Here is an 8981-nt window from a genome sequence, read left to right on the forward strand (position 1 = left end):
ATGACCAATGTAACCGTAAAAGACCTGACTCTCGATTTTGGCGCCGTCAGAGTTCTGGACAAACTGAACATCGACATTCAGGAAGGCGAGTTTCTCGTGCTTCTGGGCGCGTCGGGATGCGGCAAATCTACTTTGCTCAATTGCATTGCAGGCTTGTTGGACATTTCCGACGGCGAAATCCACATCGGTGGCCGAAATGTTACTTGGGAAGAGCCCTCAGAACGTGGCATCGGTATGGTGTTTCAATCTTACGCGCTCTACCCGCAAATGTCGGTGGAGGGTAACCTCTCCTTTGGCCTCAAAAATGCACGCGTGCCGAAACCCGAAATCGCAAAGCGTGTTGCTCGGGCTGCGGAAATTCTACAAATCGAGCCTCTCTTGAAGCGCAAGCCGGCAGCTCTTTCCGGAGGACAGCGGCAGCGGGTCGCCATTGGCCGTGCGCTCGTGCGAGACGTGGATGTTTTCCTGTTTGATGAACCGCTTTCCAATCTTGATGCAAAACTTCGCGCTGACCTTCGGGTAGAACTCAAGCTGCTTCACCAAAAACTCGACAACACCATGATCTACGTGACGCACGATCAGGTTGAAGCCATGACCTTGGCTGACCGAATTGCAATCATGCGTGGTGGTGTGGTGCAACAAATTGCTAGCCCGTCAGAGGTTTATAACCACCCATCCAACAAGTACGTGGCCGGTTTCATCGGTTCCCCCACTATCAATTTTTTTGAAGGCTCCATTATGGACAGCGGCGGCGAGTTCCTTTCCGCTGACATGCGCTTCCCGCTCACGGGATATGAAGCCACACAGGGTGCCCTCACAGCACGCCCGGCATGGCTTGGCATCCGTCCCGAAGCTGTGATCACGGGTACCGATGTGGCACAACAACCTTTCACCTCTGATATCATTGTGGAACTTGTGGAACCCATGGGCTCTGACACGCTGATCTACACCACACTGGCAGGAACTGCCTTCCGGTTTCGCATGAGCGGGAAGGCTACGGTTGCCGCCGGTGATGCTCTCACAATCGGCTTTGATCCTGCTCAAGGATCCCTCTTTGACAAATCAACTGAAAACCGTCTTTGACGCTCATTTCTGGAGACTTTCATGAGCTTTTCTTTCCAATTGTACTCCTCTCGCAACGTCGCGAGCCAAGAGGATTTTCTCTCTCAACTTGCCGAATTGGGCTACACCAGTGTCGAAGGATACGGTGGCGTCTATGGCGATCCGCAGTCGTTTTCCTCGGCGATGTCCGCAAACGGCCTAACCATGCCCAGTGGTCACTTTGGAATCGACGATCTGCGGGACGACTTCGGCGGCGTCATGATGCTCGCGCAGACATTTGGCATCAAACACGTGATCGTGCCTTACCTCGTGGCTGAGGCCCGCCCTAGCAACAAGGCCGGCTGGCAAGCATTGGCTAGGGAACTGTCTAAGATTGGAACCAAGGTCCGCGAAACCGGCAGAACCTTCTCCTGGCACAACCACGACTTCGAATTTGAAGCATTGGAGGACGGCAGCTACCCGATGGACGTCATCCTTGAAACTGCGGCTGATATCAGCTGGGAGGCCGATTTGGGCTGGGTTGCGCGCGCGGGACTGGACCCGGCGCCAATCGTGTCCAAATACGCCGACCGGATTGTCGCTATCCACGTAAAAGACATCGCCAAAGACGGCGAAGGACTAGAGGAGGACGGCTGGTCCGACATTGGTGAGGGAGTTATGGATTGGCCAGGCTTGATCCGACAAATCCGTGAACAGGCCCCCAATGCCATTCTGGTCGCCGAGCAAGACAATCCAAGCGACGCAGTGCGGTTTGCATCCGTCTCCATGGCCAACCTGAAGGACATTTGATCATGAGTACGGCGGTAAAAGTTGGCATTATTGGATGTGGAAACATCTCAACAACCTACATGCGCATGGGACAGTTTTTTAAAGACTACAAAGTTGTGGCATGCGCTGATTTGAATCCCAAAACTGCAGAAACACGGGCCAAGGAATTTGGGCTGCGCGCACTGAGTATCAAGGAACTTCTAGCGGATCCTGAGATTGAAATCGTTGTAAACCTCACCATTCCCGCGGCCCATTTTGAAGTATCGAGTGAAATCCTTAAGGCTGGAAAACATGTCTATTCAGAGAAGCCTTTTGTGCTAACCGCGGAGGAAGGTGCACAGCTGTCTGAGCTAGCATCGGCCCGCAATTTGCGCATCGGCTCTGCACCGGACACCTTTATGGGGGGAAGCCACCAAAAGGCGCGTGAATTTATCGACGGTGGAGAAATTGGCCAAGTGACTTCCGGCACTATCCACGTGATGAGTGGTGGTATGGAACATTGGCATCCAAACCCGGATTTCTTCTTCCTACCCGGTGCCGGTCCTATCTTTGATCTTGCCCCCTACTACGTGACCAACCTTGTTCAGTTGCTTGGTCCTGTAGAAAGCGTCACTGCCATGAGCAGCACGCCACGCAGCCACCGCACTATCGCCTGTGGCCCGCGCGACGGCGAACAAGTTCCAGTTGAAACGCCAACAACTGTGCACTCAATCCTGAGGTTCGCAAATGGGGCGATAATAAGCTACGGCACCAGCTGGGATGTGAAATCGCACGAACACAACAATATGGAACTCTACGGTTTGGACGGGACGCTCTATGTTCCTGATCCAAATTTCTTTGGCGGACAATTGCGCCTGGTCCGAGGTGATGAAGACGAGGCCCTTATTTCTTCGGGTCACCCGTTTTCCAAACCCAATGATGGAGAAAACGCCAATTATCGTGGCGCAGGACTGGCGGACATGGCTGCGGCGATACGCGATGGCCGTCAACACCGCTGCAACAACGAATTGGCACTACATGTGGTCGAGGTCATGGGCGCAATCCTGCAATCAGCCGACAGCGGCACCCCGATTGCGATCAAAAGCACCTGTGACCGTCCGGCGCCTTTCAATGCAGATGATGCCTTCGCTTTAATGGAACTGGAGGAAACCTAATGCCGGCAAACCTAAAAGGGCCAGGCTTATTCCTCGCGCAGTTTGCGTCTGACAACTCCCCATTTAATTCCCTTGAGGCTATAGCGGACTGGGCGGCTGGCCTTGGCTACAAAGGGCTTCAAATCCCATCCGGAGACCCTCGTTTTATTGACTTGGAAAAAGCGGCTACATCCAAAACCTATTGTGACGAGCTTTCAGGAATGCTGTCGGATCGCGGGCTGGAGGTGACCGAGCTCTCGACCCACATTCAAGGGCAATTGTTGGCGGTACATCCAGCCTACGACAAACAATTTGACGGTTTTGCGCCACACTCGGTGCGGGCCAATCAAGGCGCAAGGCAAGAGTGGGCGCACGATCAGCTCTTAAAAGCTGCCAAAGCCTCAAAAAACTTGGGGCTTTCCACATCCGTCAGCTTTTCTGGCTCTCTCGCCTTCCCTTTCCTCTACCCGTGGCCACAACGCCCTGCAGGGCTCATTTCGGAGGCATTCGACGAGCTTGCCAAGCGCTGGCTTCCGATCATGGATGCCTACGAAGACGTCGGAGTGGACATCGCGTTTGAACTGCACCCAGGCGAAGACCTTTTTGACGGCGCAACCTTTGAAATGCTGCTCGATCGCCTCAATGGACATCGACGCTGCACAATCAACTACGATCCAAGCCACTTCCTGCTGCAACAACTCGATTATTTGGCATTCATCGATATCTATCACGAGCGTATCACTGCTTTTCACGTGAAAGACGCGGAGTTCTGTCCTGATGGCCGCCAAGGTGTCTACTCTGGCTACCAACCCTGGATACAACGTGCGGGCCGCTTCCGCTCCCTCGGCGACGGTCAGGTCGATTTTGGTGCAATCTTCTCAAAATTGGCCCAATACGGATATGACAGCTGGGCTGTACTTGAATGGGAGTGCTGCCTCAAAGACGCGACTACGGGCGCGACCGAAGGCGCACCGTTTATCGCCGATCACATCATCAAGGTTACTGAAAAAGCCTTTGATGATTTTGCGGACAGCGGCCTCAGCAAAGCCGACACCCGTGCCTTACTTGGGCTTTAGGAAATCACATGCGTAAACTAAAATTGGGCATGGTTGGCGGCGGCGATGGGGCTTTTATCGGAGCGGTACATCGAATGGCCGCTCGACTGGACGGCCATTGGGATCTGGTTGCCGGCTGCCTTTCGTCCACCGCTGAGAAAGCCCATCGCAGCGCAGAAGCATTGGGGCTGGCGCGCAGCTATAGCTCTTTTGAAGAAATGGCAGCAGTAGAGCGCGCCCGCGCAGATGGCATTGACGCTGTTTCAATTGTAACCCCAAACCACATGCATTTGCCAATCGCCCGCGCTTTTCTGCAGGCAGGCATCCATGTGATTTGTGATAAGCCTCTGACCACGGACTTGGCCCAAGCCGAAGCTTTTGCAACGGAGTGCGAAAATTACCACCCCCATTTCTTCCTGACCCACAACTACAGCGCCACCCCTATGATCCGTCAGGCCAAAGCGATGGTCGCCAACGGCGACTTGGGTGACATCCGTCTGATACATGCAGAGTATCTGCAAGACTGGCTTTCTCGCCCGGCGGATCCAGACAATGCGCAAGCCGCTTGGCGCACCGATCCATCCCGCACCGGGGGCGCGGGTGCCATCGGAGACATTGGCACCCACGCCTATCACCTCGCGACGTTTGTTTTAGGCGAAGAAGCCAGCCACCTAGCCGCCGATCTCAACAGCTTTGTGGAGGGGCGGAAAGTGGATGACAACGCCAACATTCTATTGAGGTTCGAGTCTGGCGCTCGTGGATCAATCTTTGCCAGCCAAGTGGCCACAGGATCAGAAAATGGGCTTAAACTGCGCATCCATGGGACAAAAGGCGGACTGTTTTGGGAGCAAGAAAACCCAAACCAATTGCTATTCTCCGCAATGGGTGGCGTCGAACAACGCATCACGCGTGCAGGATCTGGTGCAGGAGAAGCAGCAAATGCAGTGTCTCGCATTCCTGGAGGCCATCCAGAGGGGTACCTCGAAGCCTTTGCCACACTCTACCGAGACATCGCTTGTTGTTTGACAGGTGAACAAGACGCTGCAAAGGACGTCCCTAGTTTGACCGACGGTTTGGCTGGGATGCGTTTCATCCATGCCTGCCAACAATCCTCAGTAGGGAACGCCGCTTGGCACGAGCTCTAATTTGGGCGCGCGCTAGGTCTGTTGCCACATCGACGCAATTTCTGGCGCCGCTCTGACTTTTACTTGAAACGTTGCGGCGCTTCCCTTCTGATATTTGTGGGAGGGAGGTTTAATGCGCAAAAAGACCATAGTTTGCGGAGTTGCGTTTACGGTTTGCGCCGCCTCCGTTGCTGTGTCTCAGCAAAAGGAAAGTCCACCCCAAGGGTTTGCCGTTTATGGCCAGGTCAACAGAGGCGTTCTGCTGTATGACGATGGCCCAACGGATCAAACCTATTGGTTTGTTGACAACTCCAAGTCTGTTTCTCGCCTAGGCGCGACTTACGACACACATTTGGACAACGGCTGGCGTCTTCACGCGCGTGGAGAAATTGCTCTGAAATGGAAAGAAACAAATACCGTCAGCCGAAATGATCCACACGATGAGGCATACAAGTTCGACCGCACAGAACTTCGAAAACTTGAGGTTGGGTTTGTCCATGACACCTTCGGTAGGATTACATTTGGTCAAGGCGCAATGTCCGCGGACGGCATCACGGGTCTAGACCTATCTCTCACCACTGTTGTTGCGGGCACACCTGTCCAGGACGCCGCCGGTGGACAGTTTTTGGTCCCCAATGGCGCTTACGATCCCAGCAACAAAAGAATAAAACAGGCTTTCCGATCGATGGGCAGCTCCCGTCGCCTCCGGCTTAGATATGATGCACCCAAACAAAACGGCTGGCAATTCGTTGCTGCTGCTGGCCAAGAAGTTCTTTCGTATAATGATGACCAATTTTATGCGGACGCCTCTTTGCGGTATGACGGAGATCACGGTGATTTCCGTGTTCGGGCCGGCGGTGCATTACGATGGATTGAAGAGCGCCCGAATGTAGCTATCGCCTCAGGCTCATTGCTTCACCGACCAAGTGGTTGGAATGTCACCTTGGCCACCGGGCACGAAACAAGCGGCGCGAATTACTATTACGGCAAAATCGGATACATCGGCCGTTGGTTTGATATTGGACAGACCGCAATCTCGGTTGACATGTACGACGGAGATGACATCTACCAAAACAGATCATCGCCAGTTCAAAGTAGCTCCAGCCGCTCCTATGGCGTCGCAATTGTCCAAAAGATTAAATCCCCCAAAATTGACCTTTATGCGCTCCTGCGCCGGTACGAATACAACGACTCCGCAGCCCAGTATCAAGACAGTCTGGCTCTTCTGGCAGGTGCACGATGGACATTTTAATCCAAACCTACCTTCACCCCGAATTTTCCATACTCTCACACGGATTGGCACATACGCCAAAAAACGTGTCTCAAACTCTTAAGTGAATCCCGTTAACTTACCCCATCTGTAGTTCATGAGATGAAGCGAGAACTTCGAGGGCTCCAAAAAGGGAAACGCGAAATCTCTCCAACACCAAGAAACACCATTTGGAGGGAACTATCATGGAAAAGAACATCATTGTCATCGGCGGCGACGGTTTCTGCGGCTGGCCAACATCCTTGCATCTGTCCCGTAGCGGCTACAATGTCACTCTTGTGGACAACCTGTCCCGCCGGCGGATCGACGAAGAGCTTGGCGCCCGAAGCCTCACGCCCATTGCATCCATCGAGGACCGCCTGGCAGCTTGGAAAGAAGTCAGCGGCAACACCATTCGCTTCGAAAACATCGACGCGTCTCGGCAGTTTGACGCTCTGCACTCCCTGCTGGATGAACTAAAACCAGAAGCGGTGGTCCACTTCGGCGAACAGCGTGCGGCCCCCTACTCCATGCGCGGCTTGACCGAGAAACGCTACACCGTGGACAACAATATCAACGCCACTCACAACCTCTTAGCCGCAATTGCAGAACTTGACCTGGACACACACGTTGTCCACCTCGGCACAATGGGCGTCTATGGCTACGATGGCGACGGTTTGGAAATTCCCGAAGGTTATCAAAAGGTAATGGTGGCAGGCGACGACAACGTGATTTACCAACGTGAAATACTCTACCCCACCAATCCGGGCAGCGTTTATCACATGACCAAGTCGATGGATCAGTTGCTTTTCCAATTCTATGCGAAGAACGACCAGATCCGTGTCACTGATCTGCACCAGGGGATCGTATGGGGCACCCAGACACCGGAAACAAAATTGGATGAGCGCCTTATCAACCGTTTCGATTATGACGGCGACTACGGCACAGTCCTCAATCGGTTTTTGGTCCAAGCCGCGGTTGGACACCCCCTGACCGTGCATGGCACTGGTGGTCAGACCCGGGCATTCATTCACATTCGGGACACGGTGCGCTGCATCCGCCTGGCCATTGAAAACCCGCCCGCCAAAGGCGACCGCGTTGTGATCCGCAACCAGATGACTGAAACGCACCGCGTGCGGGATCTGGCCAAACTTGTGGCATCCACAAACGGTGCGCAAGTGGCCATGGTTGACAACCCACGCAAAGAGGCTGCCGAAAACGACCTGCGCGTCAGCAATGCAAGTTTCATCGCGCTTGGTCTGAAACCGACTACCCTGGAAGAAGGTCTGCTGGAAGAAACCGTGGAGATTGCCGAACGCTATGCAGAGCGCTTTGACAGAGCCACAGTGGCTGCAGCTTCCACCTGGACCAAAGAACAGCACGCGGGCGTTGTGACCAAAGAAGCGCTGATCGCGGGCCAAGTTCAACCGGCTGCCTAATTTATTCCCAATTACACACCCGGTCCGATACAATAATCGGGCCGGGTTTTTTCCTTCAATTAGAGATTTCGGGTGAGCCAACCGCAGAAAGCATCCCAAAACGAATACTGGTCCGTCGACAGCCAGCCTGCCAAGCTGTCCGGCCCCGTTGCGCTTTGGAAAGCTCCCGCGGTTCTGGCGACCTTTGCGATCTTAAGTATGCTCACGCTGATTATTCTGCAAAACGACACGTTGTTAGGCGCATTTTTCCCTGCCAACGATTGGGTGTTTGCGCCGGTGCCGGGGCAACATTTCATTGCTATCCGGCACTTCCTATTGGTGTTTTTTGTGAGTTTTGGACTGTTCGCAAACGGCCCTCTCCTCATCAAATTTAAGTTCACAGCAGATCTATGCCTGTCTTTTCTAGCAGTTTGTTTTGCCATAGACCTCTTTTCGGTCTTTCTCTCCCGCAGTTTTTCGGTTCCGGTTTCTCTCAGAAATCTTCAAATCGCGACAGGTTTGGTTGGCTTCGCGCTGTTCTCTGCGCGCCTGTATTCTTGGGGTGAAATGCCTGCCCCGGTTCATATGAGAGTTACGCCTGCGCACCCAGGTCGTTCTTTCGGTCGATTTTGGATACTCGTGGCTGCAGCAGGCGTTTTGTCCTGGTGGATCAATCAACTGGACCTTGAAGGTGTGGCTTGGCTGCGTGGCAGAGCGTTGCTGGGTGGCTTGGGACCGGGCGTATTTCTGTTTCTGCCCTCGTTCTTCTTGATGCTGTACATCTTGGCGATTTGGGACCGACGAAAAGAAGGGCGCACTGATGGGTTCACCCCAGATGTCACAATCGTCATTCCCGCTCACAATGAAGAATACATCATTGCCGACACGCTCAAAGCCTTGGATGAGGCCGCAGGTCACTACAAAGGGCGTGTCATTATTTATATGGTCAACAACAACTCAGTGGATGCCACTTTCGACGTTGCACAGGCCGTGTTCAGCTCTTTTGAAAACGCTGAAGGACGTGTCATCAATGAACCGCGCGCAGGAAAGGCGCACGCCCTCAACAAAGGGTTTGCCGCTGTCCAAACCGAACTGGTCATCCGCATCGACGCGGACACGCAGATCGACAAAGACTCGCTGACCTTTGCGCTTAGGCATTTTACGGATCCGCA

At 53.7% G+C, this 8981-nt stretch carries 8 protein-coding genes; all 8 read left to right on the plus strand.

What is annotated here, in order from left to right; all coding sequences use genetic code 11:
- Nucleotides 1-1083, plus strand: a complete 1083-nt coding sequence (gene ugpC / locus QZ517_RS05930) for a sn-glycerol-3-phosphate ABC transporter ATP-binding protein UgpC (protein WP_294223640.1) — start codon at nucleotides 1-3, stop codon at nucleotides 1081-1083.
- A 21-nt stretch (nucleotides 1084-1104) separates the two neighbouring features.
- Nucleotides 1105-1851 carry a sugar phosphate isomerase/epimerase gene (locus tag QZ517_RS05935; RefSeq protein WP_294223642.1) on the plus strand — a complete coding sequence of 249 codons (747 nt, stop codon included), beginning with the start codon at nucleotides 1105-1107 and terminating at the stop codon, nucleotides 1849-1851.
- A gap of 2 nt (nucleotides 1852-1853) precedes the next feature.
- Nucleotides 1854-2984, plus strand: coding sequence for a Gfo/Idh/MocA family oxidoreductase (locus QZ517_RS05940; RefSeq protein WP_294223645.1), 1131 nt, complete (start codon nucleotides 1854-1856; stop codon nucleotides 2982-2984).
- A complete protein-coding gene (locus QZ517_RS05945; protein WP_294223648.1) occupies nucleotides 2984-4039 on the plus strand; it encodes a sugar phosphate isomerase/epimerase in 1056 nt (351 codons plus the stop codon). Before QZ517_RS05940 ends, QZ517_RS05945 begins: the two co-directional genes overlap by 1 nt.
- An 8-nt stretch (nucleotides 4040-4047) precedes the next feature.
- The gene (locus QZ517_RS05950; RefSeq protein WP_294223651.1) at nucleotides 4048-5163 is read left to right on the plus strand and encodes a Gfo/Idh/MocA family oxidoreductase; all 1116 of its coding nucleotides are present in this window, start codon (nucleotides 4048-4050) and stop codon (nucleotides 5161-5163) included.
- 112 nt (nucleotides 5164-5275) lie between these two features.
- Nucleotides 5276-6394: a porin gene (locus QZ517_RS05955; protein WP_294223654.1), complete on the plus strand. Its 1119-nt coding sequence runs from the start codon at nucleotides 5276-5278 to the stop codon at nucleotides 6392-6394.
- 203 nt (nucleotides 6395-6597) lie between these two features.
- A complete protein-coding gene (locus QZ517_RS05960; RefSeq protein WP_294223657.1) occupies nucleotides 6598-7830 on the plus strand; it encodes an NAD-dependent epimerase/dehydratase family protein in 1233 nt (410 codons plus the stop codon).
- Between the two features lie 72 nt (nucleotides 7831-7902).
- Nucleotides 7903-8981 (plus strand): glycosyltransferase (locus QZ517_RS05965; protein ID WP_294223660.1); only part of this gene is annotated, 1079 nt, incomplete at its 3' end.

The organism is uncultured Shimia sp. (assembly GCF_913054185.1).
GTDB lineage: Bacteria > Pseudomonadota > Alphaproteobacteria > Rhodobacterales > Rhodobacteraceae > Shimia.